Annotated in this window: 16 protein-coding genes; 8 read left to right on the forward strand and 8 right to left on the reverse strand. The window is 68.6% G+C overall.

Going from position 1 to position 17,023, the window contains the following annotated elements:
• Positions 1-8: 8 nt before the first annotated feature.
• A complete protein-coding gene (alr, locus tag ABDZ92_RS06340; protein WP_241211928.1) occupies positions 9-1,037 on the reverse strand; it encodes an alanine racemase in 1,029 nt (342 codons plus the stop codon).
• 128 nt (positions 1,038-1,165) lie between these two features.
• Here alr and ABDZ92_RS06345 point away from each other — a divergent pair, with 128 nt between their 5' ends.
• Positions 1,166-2,362, forward strand: coding sequence for an MFS transporter (locus ABDZ92_RS06345; protein ID WP_125961566.1), 1,197 nt, complete (start codon positions 1,166-1,168; stop codon positions 2,360-2,362).
• A gap of 259 nt (positions 2,363-2,621) precedes the next feature.
• Here the strand turns inward: ABDZ92_RS06345 and metH are convergent, their stop codons facing one another.
• The 4 genes from metH to ABDZ92_RS06365 form a co-directional block, all read right to left on the reverse strand.
• On the reverse strand, positions 2,622-5,294 hold the full coding sequence (gene metH / locus ABDZ92_RS06350; protein WP_125961565.1) for a methionine synthase: 2,673 nt from the start codon (positions 5,292-5,294) through the stop codon (positions 2,622-2,624).
• A 154-nt stretch (positions 5,295-5,448) separates the two neighbouring features.
• Positions 5,449-6,495 (reverse strand): homocysteine S-methyltransferase family protein, encoded by a 1,047-nt coding sequence (locus ABDZ92_RS06355; protein ID WP_125961564.1) that lies wholly within the window; start codon positions 6,493-6,495, stop codon positions 5,449-5,451.
• Between the two features lie 126 nt (positions 6,496-6,621).
• Positions 6,622-7,563, reverse strand: coding sequence for a methylenetetrahydrofolate reductase [NAD(P)H] (gene metF, locus ABDZ92_RS06360; RefSeq protein ID WP_125961563.1), 942 nt, complete (start codon positions 7,561-7,563; stop codon positions 6,622-6,624).
• Positions 7,560-8,516: an ArsR/SmtB family transcription factor gene (locus ABDZ92_RS06365; RefSeq protein WP_125961562.1), complete on the reverse strand. Its 957-nt coding sequence runs from the start codon at positions 8,514-8,516 to the stop codon at positions 7,560-7,562. Before ABDZ92_RS06365 ends, metF begins: the two co-directional genes overlap by 4 nt.
• Positions 8,517-8,657: 141 nt before the next feature.
• Between ABDZ92_RS06365 and ABDZ92_RS06370 the strand changes: the two genes are divergently transcribed.
• The 7 genes from ABDZ92_RS06370 (at position 8,658) to ABDZ92_RS06400 (ending at position 14,042) form a co-directional block, all read left to right on the forward strand.
• Positions 8,658-8,966 (forward strand): hypothetical protein, encoded by a 309-nt coding sequence (locus tag ABDZ92_RS06370; protein WP_206432228.1) that lies wholly within the window; start codon positions 8,658-8,660, stop codon positions 8,964-8,966.
• Between the two features lie 4 nt (positions 8,967-8,970).
• Positions 8,971-9,156: a hypothetical protein gene (locus ABDZ92_RS06375; RefSeq protein WP_132883039.1), complete on the forward strand. Its 186-nt coding sequence runs from the start codon at positions 8,971-8,973 to the stop codon at positions 9,154-9,156.
• Positions 9,153-10,100 carry an aldo/keto reductase gene (locus ABDZ92_RS06380; protein ID WP_125961560.1) on the forward strand — a complete coding sequence of 316 codons (948 nt, stop codon included), beginning with the start codon at positions 9,153-9,155 and terminating at the stop codon, positions 10,098-10,100. Before ABDZ92_RS06375 ends, ABDZ92_RS06380 begins: the two co-directional genes overlap by 4 nt.
• A 462-nt stretch (positions 10,101-10,562) precedes the next feature.
• Positions 10,563-10,979, forward strand: a complete 417-nt coding sequence (locus ABDZ92_RS06385) for a hypothetical protein (RefSeq protein WP_125961559.1) — start codon at positions 10,563-10,565, stop codon at positions 10,977-10,979.
• A 279-nt stretch (positions 10,980-11,258) separates the two neighbouring features.
• On the forward strand, positions 11,259-11,423 hold the full coding sequence (locus ABDZ92_RS06390; protein ID WP_272695128.1) for a hypothetical protein: 165 nt from the start codon (positions 11,259-11,261) through the stop codon (positions 11,421-11,423).
• Positions 11,416-12,414, forward strand: coding sequence for a GGDEF domain-containing protein (locus ABDZ92_RS06395; RefSeq protein WP_125961558.1), 999 nt, complete (start codon positions 11,416-11,418; stop codon positions 12,412-12,414). The genes ABDZ92_RS06390 and ABDZ92_RS06395 overlap by 8 nt, the downstream gene beginning before the upstream one ends.
• A gap of 374 nt (positions 12,415-12,788) precedes the next feature.
• Positions 12,789-14,042, forward strand: a complete 1,254-nt coding sequence (locus tag ABDZ92_RS06400) for an FAD-dependent oxidoreductase (protein ID WP_241211926.1) — start codon at positions 12,789-12,791, stop codon at positions 14,040-14,042.
• 320 nt (positions 14,043-14,362) lie between these two features.
• Here the strand turns inward: ABDZ92_RS06400 and ABDZ92_RS06405 are convergent, their stop codons facing one another.
• Genes ABDZ92_RS06405 through ABDZ92_RS06415 form a run of 3 tightly spaced genes read right to left on the reverse strand, consistent with a single transcriptional unit; the run spans position 14,363 to position 16,889 of the window.
• Positions 14,363-14,671 carry a hypothetical protein gene (locus ABDZ92_RS06405; protein WP_125961557.1) on the reverse strand — a complete coding sequence of 103 codons (309 nt, stop codon included), beginning with the start codon at positions 14,669-14,671 and terminating at the stop codon, positions 14,363-14,365.
• A 23-nt stretch (positions 14,672-14,694) separates the two neighbouring features.
• The gene (locus ABDZ92_RS06410; protein WP_272695129.1) at positions 14,695-15,453 is read right to left on the reverse strand and encodes an EAL domain-containing protein; all 759 of its coding nucleotides are present in this window, start codon (positions 15,451-15,453) and stop codon (positions 14,695-14,697) included.
• A 41-nt stretch (positions 15,454-15,494) separates the two neighbouring features.
• On the reverse strand, positions 15,495-16,889 hold the full coding sequence (locus tag ABDZ92_RS06415; RefSeq protein ID WP_125961556.1) for a helix-turn-helix domain-containing protein: 1,395 nt from the start codon (positions 16,887-16,889) through the stop codon (positions 15,495-15,497).
• Positions 16,890-17,023: the final 134 nt, after the last annotated feature.

Genomic DNA, 17,023 nt, shown 5'->3' on the forward strand with positions numbered 1-17,023 from the left:
GGTCTGGCCTAGCGCCAGACCCGGTCGAACCGACGGCCAAGGCCGGTCAGCAGTTCATATTGCGACCGGCCGGATGCCGCCGCGGCGCGCTCCAGCGCATAGTCGATCGTCAGCCAGTCACCCTCGGCGACGTCGGCGGCCGACACATCGACGATCAGCAAGTCCATCGAAACCCGCCCGCGTACCGAGCAGGCGATGTCGCCGGCGAACACCGTCCCCGTGTCGGAGAACCCGCGGCCGTATCCGTCGGCATAGCCGATGTTGAGCACCGCCAGCTCCTGGTCGGCCGGCGCCACATAGGTCGCGTTGTAGCCCGCCGCCTCGCCGGCCCGCATGCGCCGCCGCTGGAGCACCTGCGCCTCCGGAAAAACCACCTGCCGGATCACGCCCTCTGCCGCCGGGCACGGAATGCCGCCATAGAGCGCCAGGCCCGGCCGGGTCAGGTCGAAGCGATAGTCGCCGCCCAGGAAAATGCCCGCGCTGTTGGCAAGGCTATAGCGCCTGGCAGGCACCCGCGCCGCGGCTGCGGCGAAGCGCACACGCTGCGCCGCGTTCAGCGGATGGTCTTCGTCCGCGCAGGCGAGGTGGCTGACCAGCGTCTCGATCTCCAGGCCCTCGAACACCGCGTCCGGCGCATCCCAGCGCACGCCCAGCCGGTTCATGCCGGTATCCACCATCACGTCACACGGGCCGCCACCGCTGTCGCGCCAGCGCGCGATCTGGCGCTCCGTGTTGAGCACCGGGCGCACATGCGGCCAGCGGCGCGCCCCGGCGAGATCCTCCTCGCGCAGGCCGTGGAGCACCGACACCGCGGGCGCGACGTCGGCGATCGCCTCCGCCTCGGCCCAGGTGGCGACAAAGAAGTCGCGACACCCGGCTTCGCTCAGCCGGCGGACCACTTCGCGCGAACCCAGGCCATAGCCGTCGGCCTTCACGGCGGCACCGCAAGCGGCCGCGCCGCTACGCTCGGCAAGCGCCTGCCAGTTGTGGACGAGCGCGGCGCCATCGAGCCGCAGGCGAAGAGGGGCATCGGTCACGCGACGCGGCCTAGCGCCTGGGCCGGCGGGCGTCGAGGGCAGCCCGCCCGACCTGCTTGCGTTTAGGCAAAGCAGCGTTGCGGCGGCTGCGCTTGCGCTGCAGTGCAGCATCACCCATTTGCGCGACGATGGCTTCCTCCCCTCCTGCTTCCACGCGCGGTGTCGCGCTGGTGCACCTCGCCCTCGCCACCGGCGGCTTCGCGATCGGCACGACCGAATTCGCGGCCATGAGCCTGGTGCCGCTGTTCGCCCCCGGCCTCGGCATCACCGAGCCGGTCGCCGGCCACGTCATCAGCGCCTATGCGCTGGGCGTGGTGGTTGGCGCGCCACTCGTCGCCGTGCTCGGCGCGCGCATGTCGCGCTTCGCGCTGCTGATCGCGCTGATGGGCTCGTTCGCGCTGTTCAACGGGCTGAGCGCACTGGCGCCCACCTACGGCTGGATGCTGGTCTTCCGCTTCCTGAGCGGCCTGCCGCACGGCGCCTATTTTGGCGCGGCCTCGCTGGTCGCGGCCTCGCTGGTACCGGTGGAGAAGCGCACCCAGGCAGTCGGGCGCGTGATGCTGGGGCTGACGGTCGCCACCATCCTGGGCGTGCCGGCCGCCAATGCGCTCGGGCAGACGGTCGGCTGGCGCTGGGGCTTCGGCGTGGTCGCGGTGCTGGCGCTCGGCACCGTCGCGCTGCTGGTGGCGCTTGCCCCGCGCGACAAGGCGGATCGCACCGCGAGCCCGCTTGCCGAACTGCGTGCGCTTGCCCGCCCGCAAGTGTGGCTGACGCTCGGCATCGGCGCCGTCGGTTTCGGCGGCATGTTCTGCGTCTACACCTATGTCGCCTCCACCCTGCTGGAGGTGACGCGCGTCTCCGCGGCGACCGTGCCGGTGGTGCTGGCGGTGTTCGGCACCGGCATGACCGCGGGCAACCTGATCGTCCCGCGCTTCGCCGATCGCGCGCTGATGCCGACGGTCGCCTTCACGCTCTTGTGGAGCGCGGCGATGCTGGCGCTCTACACTTTTGCCGCGGCATCCTTGTGGACGATCATCCCGTGCGTGTTCCTGATCGGCCTGGGCGGTGCGCTCGGGACCGTGCTGCAGACCCGGCTGATGGACGTGGCGGGCGAGGCGCAGAGCCTGGCCGCCGCCCTCAACCACTCCGCGCTCAACCTCGCCAACGCGATTGGGCCCTGGGTGGGTGGCATGGCGATCGCCGCCGGCTGGGGCTGGGAGTCGACCGGCGCGATCGGCGCGGTGCTGGCGCTCGCCGGCCTGCCGATTTGGGCGGTCTCGGTGGCGCTGGAGCGCAAGCGCACGGCGGTGTTGCAGCCGGCCTAAGCGTACTCCCGCGCAGGCGGGACCTCTGCGAAACCACGGACCGTGCTCCTGCGAAGGCAGGAGCCCAGGGTTCCAGGCACCGCAAGTCGTTGGTCTGCTTGGCCCTGGATTCCTGCCTGCGCAGGAATACGGGTGTGACCAAAGAACGGCGGCCGCTGTCTCGCAAGTCAGGCGCAGGCGGGAGTCCAAGGCCACAGACGCCATCGCCTGCGGCTCCTGGGCTCCCGCCTTCGCGGGAGCACGGTTCCGAGCGGCGACGTCAGTCCAGGTTCGGCCGCAGCCAGCGCTCCGCCTGCTCCACGCTCACCCCTCGGCGCCGGGCATAGTCTTCCAGCTGGTCCCGCCCGATCCGCGCCACGCCGAAATACTGGCTGTCCGGGTGGCCGAAATAGAAGCCCGACACCGCCGCCGTCGGCAGCATCGCGAAGCTCTCGGTCAGCACCAGCCCGGCGCGCTCGCCCGCGCCCAGCATGTCGAACAGCATGGGCTTTAGGCTATGCTCCGGGCAGGCGGGATAGCCCGGCGCCGGGCGAATGCCGCGATACTGCTCGCGCACCAGCGCCTCGTTGGTCAGCTGCTCGTCGGGCGCATAGCCCCACAGGGTCGTGCGGACATGCTGGTGCAGCCGCTCGGCGAACGCCTCGGCCAGGCGATCCGCCAGGGCCTTGAGCAGGATGTCGTTGTAATCGTCATGCGCCGCCTTGAAGCGGGCGATGTGCGCGTCGATGCCGTGGATGCCGACCGCGAAGCCGCCAAACCAGTCGCCGGCCGGATCGATGAAATCGGCCAGGCACATGTTCGCCCGCCCCTCGCGCTTGGCGATCTGTTGGCGCAGCATCGGAAGCCGCACGCTCGCCTCGTTGGTCGGATCGAGATCCGGCGTGTGCAGGTCGGCCGGGAAGTGCGCGCCGTCCGGGCTAACCTGGTCGTCGCTGTGGCGGGTGCGCACCACGATGTCGTCGCCGTCGCGATGGCACGGCCACAGCCCCGCCACGCCACGCGCCGTCAGCCACTTTTCGGCGATGATCGTGTCGAGCATCTTCTGCGCGTCTTCGTACAGGCCGCGCGCGCTCTCCCCCACGATCTCGTCGTCCAGAATCGCCGGGAAGTTGCCCGCCAGTTCCCAGGCGCGGAAGAACGGCGTCCAGTCGATATAGCCGCGCAGGTCGGTGAGGTCCCAGTCGTCAAACTGGTGGATGCCGGGCTGCGCAGGAGCCGCCGGCTTCTGCGCGAAGTCGGCGACGAAGCCGGCCGCGCGCGCATCGGCGATCGGCAGCAGCGCGCTCTGCCCCTTGCCCTCGCGCGCGGCGCGTACCGCGGCATAATCGGCGGCGACCTTCTCGACATAGTCGTTGCGCTGGGTGTCGCTCACCAGCGTCGTCGCCACGCCCACCGCGCGGCTGGCGTCGAGCACATGCACCACCGGCCCATCATAGGCCGGCGCGATGCGCAGCGCGGTATGCACCTTCGACGTGGTCGCGCCACCGATCAGCAGCGGCATCACCATCTTGGCGCGCTTCATCTCCTCGGCCACCGTCACCATCTCGTCGAGCGAGGGGGTGATGAGGCCCGACAGGCCGATCATGTCGGCGTCATTCTCGTTCGCCGCTTCCAGGATCTTGGACCAGGGCACCATCACGCCCAGGTCGACCACCTCGAAGCCGTTGCACTGGAGCACGACGCCGACGATGTTCTTGCCGATGTCGTGGACGTCGCCCTTGACGGTCGCCATCACGACCTTGCCCTTGCCCTTGGAGCCGGGCTCCTTGGCGGCCTCGATGAACGGCAGCAGGTGCGCCACCGCCTTCTTCATCACGCGGGCGGACTTCACCACCTGCGGCAGGAACATCTTGCCCGATCCGAACAGGTCGCCGACGACGTTCATGCCGTCCATCAAAGGACCCTCGATCACCTCGATCGGCCGCGCGAACAGCTGGCGCGCCTCTTCGGTGTCGTCGACGACATGCGCGTCGATGCCCTTGACCAAGGCATGTTCCAGCCGCTTGGCGACCCCCCAGCTGCGCCACTCGGCCGCCTGCTTCTCCGCCACGGCATCGGTGCCACGGAAGCGCTCGGCGAGCGCCACCAGCCGCTCGCCCGCATCCGGATCGCGATTGAGGATCACGTCCTCGCAGGCCGTGCGCAGCTCGGGCTCGATCTGGTCATAGACCTCGAGCTGGCCGGCGTTGACGATCGCCATGTCCATGCCCGCGGGGATCGCGTGGTACAGGAACACCGAGTGCATCGCTTTCCGGACCGGCTCGTTGCCGCGAAACGAGAAGCTGAGGTTCGACAAGCCGCCCGAGATATGGACGTGTGGGCAGCGCGCCTTGATCTCGCGGCACGCCTCGATGAAGTCGACGCCGTAGTTGTTGTGCTCCTCGATCCCCGTCGCCACCGCGAACACATTGGGGTCGAAGATGATGTCCTCAGGGGGAAAGCCGATGCCGACCAGCAGCTTGTACGCGCGCTCGCAGATCTCGACCTTGCGCGCCTGGGTGTCGGCCTGGCCGACCTCGTCGAACGCCATCACCACGACCGCGGCGCCATAGGCCATGCACTTGCGGGCGTGCTCGAGGAAGAGCTCCTCGCCTTCCTTCATGCTGATCGAGTTGACGATCGGCTTGCCGGACACGCACTTCAGCCCCGCCTCGATCACGTCCCACTTGGAGCTGTCGACCATCACCGGGATGCGGGCGATGTCGGGCTCTGCCTGGATCAGCTTCAGGAAGGTCGTCATGGCGTGGTGCGCGTCGAGCAGCCCCTCGTCCATGTTGACGTCCAGCACCTGCGCGCCCGCCTCCACCTGCTGGAGCGCGACCTCGATCGCGGCGGCATAGTCGCCGTTCATGATCAGCTTCTTGAAGCGCGCGGAGCCGGTAACGTTGGTGCGCTCGCCGATGTTGACGAAGCTGGTGGAGGACTGAGTCATGGTCTTCTTCTCTCGATCCTCCCCCACAGGGGGAGGGGGACCGCCGAAGGCGGTGGAGGGGTAGTTGCAACAAACGGACCGGTATGCGCGTGGGGGGACACCCCTCCACCAGCTTCGCTGGTCCCCCTCCCCCTCCGGGGGAGGATTTCAGACCTCACGCCGCCATGGTGAACGGCTCGAGCCCGGCAAGCCGCGTTCGCACTTCCGGCGTCGGGATCTTGCGCGGCGGCAGTTCGCGCACCGCCTCGGCAATCGCCTGGATGTGCGCCGGGGTCGATCCGCAGCAACCGCCCAGCACGTTGACCTGGCGGTTCTCCGCCCAGTCGCGCACCAGCCCCGCGGTCGTCTCCGGCGCCTCGTCATAGGCGCCGAGCTCGTTGGGAAGCCCGGCATTGGGATAGACCATGATCAGCGTGTCGCAGATCTGCGACAGCGTCTTCACATGCGGCCGCAGCTGCTCGGCGCCGAACGAGCAGTTGAGCCCGATGGTCAGCGGTCGCGCATGGCGCACCGCATGCCAGAACGCCTCGACCGTGTGCCCCGACAGGTTGCGCCCGGACAGGTCGGTCAGCGTCATCGACAGCATGATCGGCAGGTCGCGGCCCAGCGCGTTGCCCGCCTCGATCGCCGCCATGATCCCGGCCTTGGCGTTCAGCGTATCGAACACCGTCTCGATCAGCACGAAGTCCGCGCCGCCCTCGACCAGCGCATCGATCTGCTCGCGGTACACGTCCTTCAGATAATCGAAGTCGATCTCGCGGAAGCCGGGGTCGTTGACGTCGGGGCTCAGCGACAGCGTCTTGTTGGTCGGCCCGATCGCGCCGGCGACGAAGCGCGGGCGGCCATCCTTTGCCTGGAACTCGTCGGCGATGCGGCGGGCGAGCTTCGCGCTCTCGACGTTGATCTCGCGCACCAGATGCTCGGCGCCATAGTCGGCCTGGCTGATCCGGTTGGCGGAGAAGGTGTTGGTCTCGGCGATGTCGGCTCCGGCCTCGAAGTAGGCGCGATGGATCGATTCCGGCACCTCGGGCTTGGTCAGCGCGAGGATGTCGTTGTTGCCCTTCTGGTCGTGCGAGAGGCCAAGCGTGCCGGCATAGTCGGCCTCCGACAGCTTCCAGTTCTGGATCTCGGTCCCGAACGCGCCATCGGTGATCAGCACGCGCTTGGCGGCCTCGGCCAGCAGGGTTTCGCGGGGAGTCATGCCTTCAACCTTCTCTCGTCGCCCTGAACCTGGTTCGGGGTCCATCAATCCGCACGTGTCGCCGCCGCCTGCTGCACGATGGATGCCGAAACAACTTCGGCATGCCGTGCGAAGCGGCGAAGCGCCTCAAGCCGCCACCGCGCCCGCCGCCTTGTTCGGCCGCAACCCCAGCAGGTGGCAGATCGCATAGCTCAGCTCGGCGCGGTTGAGCGTGTAGAAGTGGAAGTGGCGCACGTCGCCCGCATAGAGCCGGCGGCACATCTCCGCCGCGATCGTCGCCGCCACCAGCTGGCGCGAGGCGGGATGGTCGTCCAGCCCCTCGAACAGCCGGTCCATCCAGTCGGGGATCGCCGCCCCGCACATGCCCGCGAACTTGCGCGTCTGCGCGACGTTCGAAACGGGCAGGATGCCCGGCACGATCTCGGCCGAAATGCCCGCCGCGGTCGCCGCGTCGCGGAAGCGGAAAAACGCCTCGGGCGTGAAGAAGAACTGGGTGATCGCCCGCGTCGCGCCCGCATCCAGCTTGCGCTTCAGATTGTCCAGGTCCTCCACCTTGGTGCCCGAATCCGGATGGCACTCGGGATAGGCGGCGACCGAGATCTCGAACGGGTGCAGCTTCTTGAGGCCCGCCACCAGCTCGGCGGCATTGGCGTAGCCTTGCGCATGCGCTTGGAACTTCTGGCCCGCCACCGGCGGATCGCCGCGAAGTGCCACGATGTGGCGCACGCCCGCGGCCCAATATTCTTCGGCCACCTGGTCGATCTCGTCGCGGCTCGCCTCGACGCAGGTCAGGTGCGCGGCCGCGGCCAGGCTGGTCTCGCGCTGGATGCGCGCGACGGTGGCATGGGTGCGCTCGCGCGTCGATCCGCCCGCGCCATAGGTGACGGACACGAAGCGCGGGCCGAGCGGCTCCAGCGTACGCACCGCCTCCCACAGCGTCTCTTCCATCTTCGCCGACTTGGGCGGGAAGAACTCGAACGACACCGCAGCGTCGCCCGCCATGTCCGCGAACAGCGGCGCATCGAGCGCGCGGCGCGCTTCCTCGAGCTGGTTCACCGAAATCGTCATGCCGCCTGCTTCTCCACCCGGGTGGCGCCAACCTTACGCGCCAGCCACAGCTTCACCGTCAGTTCGCCGCCTTCCAGCGTCTCCGTCTGCACGGGCGCGAGCCCGGCCGCGGCGAACCAGCCGAGCATCTGCTCGTCCGAAAATCCAAGTCGCGCATGCGCGTCGCGCGTGCGCAGGTCCTCGCGCTCGTGCGGCGCGAAATCGACGATCAGCAACCGCCCTCCGTTCGCCAGCACGCGCGCGGCTTCGGCGATCACGGCGCCGGGGTGCTGCGCGAAATGCAGCACATGGTGCAGGATCGCGGCGTCCGCATCCTCGTCCGACAGCGGCAGCCGGTAGAAATCGGCCTGGCGCAGCTCCGCCTTGTCGAGCCCGCGCTCGGAGAGCTTGGCACGGGCCAGCCGCAGCATTTCCGAGCTGCGGTCGACGCCCAGCGCATGCGCCGCCTGGGGCGCGAACAGCTCCAGCATCCGGCCGGTACCCGTACCGATATCCACCAGCGTTCCGATCGGCTGCGCGCCCAGCGCCCGCGCACACGCCGCCTCCACCTCGCTCTCGGCGACGTGGAGCGATCGGATCGCGTCCCACTCGCCGGCATGCGCCTCGAACCAGGCGGCCGCCGCCTGCGCGCGGTCGGCGCGTACCGCCGCGAGCCGCGCCGTGTCGGCCAGCGTCCAGGGATCGCCCTCACCCGTCCAGGCATCGATCGCGGCGAGCACGGGCGCGATCCGCGCCTCGTCGCCCAGCGCCACGAACACCCAGCTGCCTTCCTTGCGCCGCTCCGCAAGCCCTGCGTCGACCAGGATCTTCACGTGGCGCGACACGCGCGGCTGGCTCTGCCCCAGCACCTGCGCCAGCTCGCCCACCGACAGCTCCATCGAGCGCAGCAGCGCCACGATGCGCAGCCGGGTCGCGTCCGCAAGCGCGCGAAAGATGTCGAGGGCGGGAGCCATGCCCGGTGATATAAAGATTTCTTTATATGGGGTCAACGCCGCGCCACGGCTTGCACGCGCCCGTTGCGGCAGGGAAACAACCCTGCCCCCGGTGCGTTCGCGCCGCGGATGATTTCAGGGTCAAGGAAAGAGGAACCCCCGATGAAGAAGGCCATTCTGCTTCCGATCGCCGCCGCCGCGTTCGCCCTCTCCGCCTGCAGCGACAAGGCGCAGAACGAGACCAGCCAGGCAGCCGATTCCATCGCGGCCGACGCCAACGCCACGATGGGCGAAGCCGTCGACGACGTGGCGGCCGCCAGCGATCGCGCCTTTGACGCGGCGGAGAACGGCATCGACCGCGCCGGCGCCGCGATCGGCAACGCTGCCGACGATGCGGGTCGCGCGATCGACCGCGGTACGCGCGAGACCGGCGAGCATCTGGAGCATGCCGGCAACGACCTCCAGCACTGACGCGATGCGGTTCCTCGTCCTCCTGCTCGCCCCGCTGGCGCTCGCCGGCTGCGGCGGGCCGGAGGACGCGGCGCCCGGCGCGATCCGCCCGGACGAGGCGCGCGCCCTCAACGAAGCGGCCGAGATGCTTGGCCCCAACAGCGTGAGCGCCGCGGCGCTCGCCGCCGACAATCAGATGGACAGGCCATGACCCCTCGCCCCCTCGGCCCCACCGACCTCGAGACCCCGCCGCTGGTGCTGGGCGGCAACGTTTTCGGCTGGACCGCCGACAAGGACACGAGCTTCCGCGTCCTCGACGCCTTTGTGGAGCGCGGCGGGCGGATGATCGACACCGCCGACGTCTATTCCGCCTGGGTCGACGGCCACCGGGGCGGCGAGTCCGAGGCGGTGATCGGCGAGTGGCTGCGCGCCACCGGCAAGCGCGACCAGGTGCTGCTCGCGACCAAGGTCGGCATGCTGCCGGGCGAAGGCGGGGAAAAGCTCGCGCCGGCGCGGATCGCCGCTGCCGTCGAAGCCTCGCTCCAGCGGCTCGGCACCGATCGCATCGACGTCTATTTCGCCCACCAGGACGACGAGGCGGTTCCCCAGGAGGACTATCTCGCCGCCTTTGCCCGGCTGGTCGAGGCCGGCAAGGTCCGTGTGATCGGCGCGTCCAACTTCCACGCGATGCGGCTGAAGTCGGCGATCGACATCGCCGTGCGCGAGGCGCTGCCGCTGATCCACGTGTTCCAGCCCGAATACAACCTCGTCAGCCGCCACCGCTTCGAGGGCGAGCTTCAGAACCTGTGCATCGAGCACAACATCGCGGTGACGCCCTATTACGGCCTCGCCTCGGGCTTCCTCACCGGCAAGTATCGCAGTCGCGACGACCTGTCGAAGAGCGTGCGCGGCGGCGGCATGGCCGAGCTGCTGGAGGGCAAGGGCGCCGCGGTGCTGGCCGCGATGGACGCGATCGCCGCGGAGACCGGCGCCACCCTCGCCCAGATCGCGCTCGCCTGGCTCGCCGCCCAGCCCGGCGTCACCGCCCCGATTGCCAGCGCGACCAGCGTCGAGCAGGTCGAGGAACTGACCGGCTCCTGGGACCTGGACCTCAGCAAGGACCAACTCGAGCGCCTCACCAACGCCGGCGCCTGACGACCGCTCCCCGTAGCCCACCGCATCCCCGTTTAGGCGAACAGCTGCGAAACCCCTGACCGTGCTCCTGCGAAGGCAGGAGCCCAGGGCCCCAAGCACCGCCAGTCGTTGGTCTACTTGGCCCTGGATTCCTGCCTGCGCAGGAATACGGGTGCGACCAATAGGACAGCGCCCCCTGTTTCGCAGTATCCCCGCGCAGGCAGGAATCCAGAGCTCAGCAGAACGACGGCAGCGCCCAGGAGCCTTGCCGCCGACGACGGCGGAGCGGGACTGATCGGAAGATTCCAGGTCATGGACCTGCCAGTGAACGCTTCTAGATCGAGCGCTGAACCGCAGAGCGGAGGGTCTCTCCGCCACCGCGATGGAGAGAGATGGAATCGGTGCTATCCTGCCCGAATGAAGAATGCCCTCCGCTCCGTCGTCACACATCCTCGTACCGCGGCGACCCTATTCAGCGCCCTCATGATCGCGCAGTCCTGCCCTGCAGCCGCGACTTCCTGCGACAGGACAGCCATCGCCGCGATGTCGAATGAGGAGGCGGCCGAGACGATCCTCGACGGCAGCGTGCGGGTCGGATTCGGTTTCGTACGCGAAAGCGAAAGCGGGCCAGACATGCGACGGCAGGAGGTGGACATCGTGCTACCGCTGAAAGGGCGGCCCGGGATCGTCCTTTTGGAACCCGAATCGATCAACCGGACGACTAAAGAGGACGGTTTTTTTCGCTGGCTTCCGTATGGCCCGAACGAGTTTCGTCTGTTCGCCCTAGCTTCCTCGACCGGTGGCGCCGCAGTGCCGAAGTGCCTTGCGGCAATCATCACCTCGAAGCCCGCGCCGGCCCTCTACAAGGCCATCGTCGCCGCGTCGAGAAGGCAGAAGTGAACCTAGAGGACGGCACCCGCGGGTCCGCCAGTCTACCGCTATCCGGTTTCTGCCGCGTCTTCAGCATCCTGGCGGAGAGCGTCGCCGCCGCTAAGTTCGGACTGCCGTCGGGCATGCACGGCCTCGGTGGAGCAAGCGCCGCACGGTACTAGGCGTCGCGCTTTCCTCCCCTATAATGGCGGAATGGCCAGCCTATCCGATCCAAGCTCACCATCTTCGTCCGCCGGCGCGTCGGAGCCGTTGATCACCGGCCCCGTTCCGCCGGAGCTCCAAGAGAGCGTGGCACGTCACCAGGCCCACCTTCTGGCGCTGGTGGAGAGCCTGCGCGCCGCCGGCGTGGGGGAAGAGATCATCGAGGCAAGCGTCGCGCAGCTTCTCGACAGCTACCGTAGCGAGCTCACGGCGGCGATTCGCGCCCTGGTCCGGGAGCGGTCCGGTGACTGAGCCGAAGCTGGCAGACGACGAAGGCCGGCTCGCCGCACTCGGACGGTTGCAGATCCTCGAGACGCCGCCCGAGCAGCCGTTCGAGAAGATCGTCACCCTGGTGCGGACGGTCCTTGCCGTCCCGATCGCCACCGTCTCCCTCGTCGATAGGGATCGCCAGTGGTTCAAGGCGCAGCGCGGCCTGGAGGTTCAGGAAACGGCTCGCTCCATCTCGATCTGCACGTACACGATCCAGCAGGCCGAGCCTCTCATCATCGAGGACACGCATCTCGACGCGCGCTTCGCGGGAAATCCGCTCGTGCAAGGGGGGCCGCGCATCCGCAGCTACGCGGGTGTCCCGCTCCGGACGCCGGAGGGCTATAATGTGGGCTCGCTGTGCGCGATGGACACGAAGCCGCGCCGTTTCAGCCCTGCCGACATCGCGATCCTGAGCAATTTCGCCAACATCGTCAGCGACGAGATGGAGTTGCGCCTGATTGCGAGCACGGACTTCCTGACCGGCGCGTTGAGCCGTCGGGGGTTCGAAGAACAACTCGGCCGCGAGATCGCCCGGCACAGGCGGTATCATCGGCCGAGTTCGCTCGCGATCCTGGACATCGATCACTTCAAGACGATCAACGACAGCTTCGGACATCCTGCGGGCGATGACGTTCTGCGACAGATGGGCCAGCTGATCGCCAAGGTGCTTCGCCCGGCCGACGTCTACGGGCGTCTGGGCGGGGAAGAGTTCGGCGTGCTCCTGCCCGAGACCGGCGCGGCAGACGCCTTCGTGGCGGCGGAACGGCTGCGCGAAGCCATCCAGAACCACCGTTTCGAGATGCCGGGCGGGCACCGCATCTCGGTGACCGCCAGCGTTGGCGTCGCGGAATGTGGCGAGATGGAGGAGCCCAAGGCCTGGCTCTCCCGCGCGGACAAGCATCTGTACGAGGCAAAGACGAGCGGTCGAAACTGCACCCGCATGGCGCCGTCGGACGCATCCGCACGCGCCTGATTGCTTCGGCCGCGATGGGCGCCGGTCCCGGCACTCCCCGTCTTCCGAATACGCCCCGACCCGGAAAGCCAGAGGAACGCCCGGCGCTTTCGGCTCTTGGGCAGAGACTTTCCGCGGCGACCGGCGGCGCTTTTCTCCTCCACTGCGACGGTCGGAAGTTGGGTGGATTGCAGACTGTCCGCTTTCAGGCGGCAGTAGGAATCGCTGCCTTCCCGAAAACGATGGTGTTTCGGGCATCGCTGGTCGCCCGCTACACCATGATCTTGCCGAATATGAGCGATTCTCGTATCATGCACCGGTCGCGAAAAACGGTTGCGTGCGGTTGATGTAATATCTCTGCGCGGTGCCGCGTACACGTCTTCCCGTGCGGTCGCATGGTTGACCAGCGTCTCCAAACTAACCGCCAGCATCGAACGATGCTGCGATCAGTGGAGCGCACCATGCTAAAGAATATAACCATCATCGGTGCCGGCCTCGGCGGACTCATGCTCGGCCGTGTACTTCATCGGCATGGCATCAAGGTCACGATCTACGAGGGCGAGGCCTCGTCTTCTGCCCGGAAACAGGGCGGGCTGCTCGACATCCACGCCGACAGCGGTCAGCGCGCGATCAGGGCCGCTGGGCTGTACGGTGATTTCCTGCTCCTCGTCCGCCCGGGCGAGGACGCCAAGCGCGTCATGGACAAGGATGGGAACATCCTGTTCGATTATCCCGGCGCCTCGTCGTCTCGGCCGGAGGTCGATCGAGGGGCGCTTCGTGCCATGCTGATCGACTCGCTTCCCGAAGGCACGATCCGGTGGAACCACAAGGTCGCGAGCGTGACGCCGCTTGAAGATGGCCGGCACGCGATTGCTTTCGCCGATGGCACCCATGCCACGGCCGATCTACTCGTCGGCGCGGATGGCGCCTGGTCGAAGGTCCGGCCGCTCTTGATCGATGCCAAGCCCACTTACTCGGGCACCTGTTTTGTCGAGGTAGGGCTTGGCGCCAGCGATAGCCGCCACGCGGCAAGCATCGCAGCGATCGGCACCGGCACGCTGATGGCGGTGGCGCCCGGCCGGGGCATCCTGGTCCACCGCAACGCCGACGGCAGCGTTGCAGGTTATGCCGCGCTGAACGAGCCGGAGGGCTGGATTGGAGCAATCGATTTTACCGACGTTCATGCCGGTCTAGCCGTGATCGCGGAGCGGTTCTCGGGCTGGGCACGGCACCTCACCCGCTTCATCACCGACAGCGTCGCCAAACCGACACCCCGTCCAATCTACGCGCTTCCTCCCGGTATCCGATGGGCCCGGCGATATGGCGTGACCTTGGTCGGCGACGCGGCACATCTCATGTCGCCGTTCGCCGGCGAAGGTGCCAACCTTGCGATGTATGACGGCGCGCACCTCGGACAATCAATCGCCGCAAGTCCTGACGATCTCGGCACCGCTCTCACCACCTACGAGACTGCTCTGTTTCTTAGGAGCGGCGAGATCGCGCACATGTCTGCTCGCAACCAAGAGCTGTTCTTCGGCGCTGCCGCCCCCGCAAGCGTGGCCGATCTGTTCAGGCACTTGGCGGGACCGGGTCATAACAGGCGAGCTACGTCGTTCCCGACTTCGGACGCGGGTTGGGAAAGCGTCTAGCCGCTCGCGCTGCGAGCTGCGGGCGTACATGCATTCCCGGTATCTGTTCCCGACTGCTCTCCTGAGGCTGCCGCGCGGAGATGGAGAGAATGGGAAAGGGGGCGCTGAACGGACGGTGGCTTTCGGCGACGTGGATTGAGGCCCTGAACGTCTGGGTATGGGCGTTTCCTGCCGTAGCCGTTCGGGGGTACCGGCACGGCCTCCCTCGACGTACGGGCCCTTGAACCCGGGCTATCTGCGGCGCCTGCGAGAGCACGGCGTACAACGCCTTCGCCTCGGATGTCTGGACGGAAGGCAGACGTGGTCCGTCCACGCCGCCGCTAGTCGAGGAGGAAGAACAGCACCGCAAGCACGAGAGCGAAACCCGCTATCATGCGCTCGAAGGGGAGCGACACACCCTGTCGCCTCCTCGTCGACGGGGGTGCGCCGCCGCCGTTGCGCCGCTGCATGTCTTGCCGGTGCATCCGGGCGATGAAGATTCCGGGATCACCGTGCGGCTCCCTCCGGCCCGGCGACCCGTAGAGCAGAGGCACCTCCGTCAGGAGGTCCTTCTCCAGACCCTTTGCCGCGTCGCTCCGCCTCTTCAGATCCGCAGCGAAATCATCCGGGTTCTCGAACGATCCGTTCATGAGGACCACCTAGCTCCCCACGCTCAGACCAGCACCGGCTCCGGCAGCGCCTCGAACGCCGGCTTGGCCAGCAGATAGCCCTGCACCAGCTCGATGCCGAGCGCGCGCACCGCGTCCAGCTCACCGCGCGTCTCGATCCCTTCCGCGATCACCGTCACGCCCAACCTGCGGCACAGCCCCACCATCGCGTCGACGATCATCCGGCGCGGCTCGCTCGCGTCCACGCCGCGCAGCAGCGCCATGTCGAGCTTGATGACGTCCGGCTGGAACCGCGCAAGCAGCCCGAGCCCGGCATAGCCCGCGCCGAAATCGTCCAGCGCGGTCGTGAACCCCATCTCGCGATAGGTTTCGACGATATCCAGCACATGCGCCGGATCGGCCATCCGCTCGTTCTCGGTGAACTCGAACATCAGCCGGTCGGTTGGAAGCCCGGTCGCCTGCGCCGTCCGCAGCGTCAGCTGGATGCAGGCCTTGGGCGAATAGACGGCGTTCGGCAGGAAGTTGATCGACAGCCGCGCCCCCGTCTCCAGCAACCCGGCCGCCACCGCGCTCTCGATCGCTGCCACCCGGCACTGCTGGTCGAAGGCATAGCGGTTTTCCGGCGTCACCCGCGCCAGCACGGTCGCAGCGGCCTCTCCCTCGGCACCGCGCACCAGCGCCTCATAGGCCCAGGGCCGCCCCGTGCGCAGGTCGACGATCGGCTGGAAGGCCATGGAGATGGGAAAGTCGAGCGCCCGCCCGTCGCGGCAGGCACCGCATCCGCGGGAAGGGGTATCGGTCATGCAATCCCCAATAGCGTCAAAATGTTAGCAACTTGTGTCGGTCAGTCCCCGGCGAAGGCGAACGGCGTCACCCCGCCCTCGCGCTCGTGGACCAGCAGCGCGTGTCCGACGGGCGGTGCCGAACGCTGGCCGCAGTCCCGCCGCGTGCAGGCGCGACAGCCGAGACCGATCCCCACCGCCTCGCCGCCAAGATCGGTGCCCCGCGCCGCCGCCCAGCCGCGCGCCTGGTCCGCCCCCAGCAGCAGCGCGATCGTGAAGCGCACGCGCACTCCGGCCACCTCGCCCACCGCCGGGTGGACGACATGCGCCCAGCTGAACCACCGGCTGCCGTCCTCCAGTTCCACCAGCTGGGTCACCGCCGCATCGGTCCGGGCGAACGCCTCGAACGCGCTCCACAGCGGGCAGAGCCCGGCGGCGTCCGCCACCGGCGATCCGCTCATCCCGGCAAAGCGCTTCGACACCTGCCCCGCCCGGTCGATCCGCAGCAGGCAGAAGGCAAGCCCCCGCGCGCCCACCCGCCCGAGTGTCGTCAACCGATGCGCCACCTGCTCGAACGACGTGCCGAACCGCCGCGCCAGCAGCGGCACGTCATAGCCGGTCGCTTCGCACGCGCGCAGGAACCGCGCATAGGGCATGGTCACGGCCGCCGCGAAATAGCCCAGCAGGTGGCGGCGGTAGAGCCGCTCCGCCGCCCGGTCGGTGAAGCCCGCGCCGCGCACCAGCGCCTCTACCGGCACCCGCGCCTCGCTCTGCCCGATCTGCCGCGCGAGCAGCTGCAAGCGCTGCGCCGGGCCCAGCAGCTCCGACAGCTGCAACTGGCGCGCATGGAGGTCCAGACGATAGAGCCGGTCCGGCAGCACCTCGGCCGGCAGCACCCGCACCGAAAGCTGGTGGCGCACCCGCAGCCGCTCGGCGAGCGCGGCACCAAGGTCCGCTGCCGACTGGCGCAGCTCGTCCGCCACGCCCTCGGCGAGTTCGTCGAGTTCGGCGAAATGGTTGCGCCAGCGCTCCACCTCGCGCCGCACCAGCACCTGCGGGTCGTCGGCCGCGGGCGCAGCCCCGGCGGCCCCCGCCGCCCCGCCCAGCCGGTCGAACACGCGCGCGAACGCCTCCGCCCCGCCGGGCGCACTCGCCAGCCACTCGGCGACGTCGTGGCGGTCGATCTCCAGGTCCGCGAACATCGGATCGGCCAGCCGCCGTCGCAGCGCATCGACCCCGCCCGCCGGCTCGCCGCTGGTCAGCGTGCGCGGATCGAAGTCGAAGCGCTCGGCCAGCCGCACCAGCAACGCCGCCGACAAGGGACGCTGGTTGCGCTCCACGAGGTTGAGGTAGCTGGGCGAAATGCCGAGCAGTTCGGCCATCGCCGCCTGGGTGAGCCCCGCCTGCCGCCGCACCCGCCGAACCGCATGTCCCGCCAGCAGCTTGCGCTCCGCCATCCCGCTCTCCCCGGCATCTTCTGTGAAGTCTTTACAGCATCACTGCTGCCGGGGCGAGCACTTCCACTCCGTGACCCCTTTTGCAGCGCGCGCGTGCTTCTGAAAGGCGCGGCCGTGGGGCAAATGGGTCCGGC

The sequence above is a fragment of the Sphingomonas molluscorum genome, assembly GCF_039522995.1.
GTDB classification, from domain to species: Bacteria; Pseudomonadota; Alphaproteobacteria; order Sphingomonadales; family Sphingomonadaceae; genus Sphingomonas; species Sphingomonas molluscorum.